At 65.4% G+C, this 246-nt stretch carries 1 pseudogene; it reads left to right on the top strand.

Annotation, left to right across the window (positions count from 1 at the left end):
• Nucleotides 1-11: 11 nt before the first annotated feature.
• Nucleotides 12-246, top strand: a pseudogene (locus EOD29_RS34080) (hypothetical protein); the annotation flags it as partial.

Raw genomic sequence — 246 nt, 5'->3', positions numbered from 1 at the left:
CGCTTGGCCACATGCGCGGCAGTGAGCCCAAGGACAACGTCGTCGCCTATTCCACCACGGACACGGCGATGCAGGGCGCCAAGGCCAAGGGCCATGCGACACTGCCGCGCTTTCATGAACTGATGGCCGCGCGCACGCCGGGCACGTATACGGTGAAATTCCCGCTGACGCAGAACGGCGCCACCGAGCATATCTGGATGCAGCTTGTGGCCTTCAGCGACGGCCACTTCGTCGGCCTGCTCGCCG

The organism is Mesorhizobium sp. M1A.T.Ca.IN.004.03.1.1 (genome assembly GCF_003997555.1).
In the GTDB taxonomy this organism is placed as follows: domain Bacteria; phylum Pseudomonadota; class Alphaproteobacteria; order Rhizobiales; family Rhizobiaceae; genus Mesorhizobium.
The sequence above is the reverse complement of the archived record's forward strand: the minus strand, read 5'-3'. Positions and strand labels throughout refer to the sequence as shown.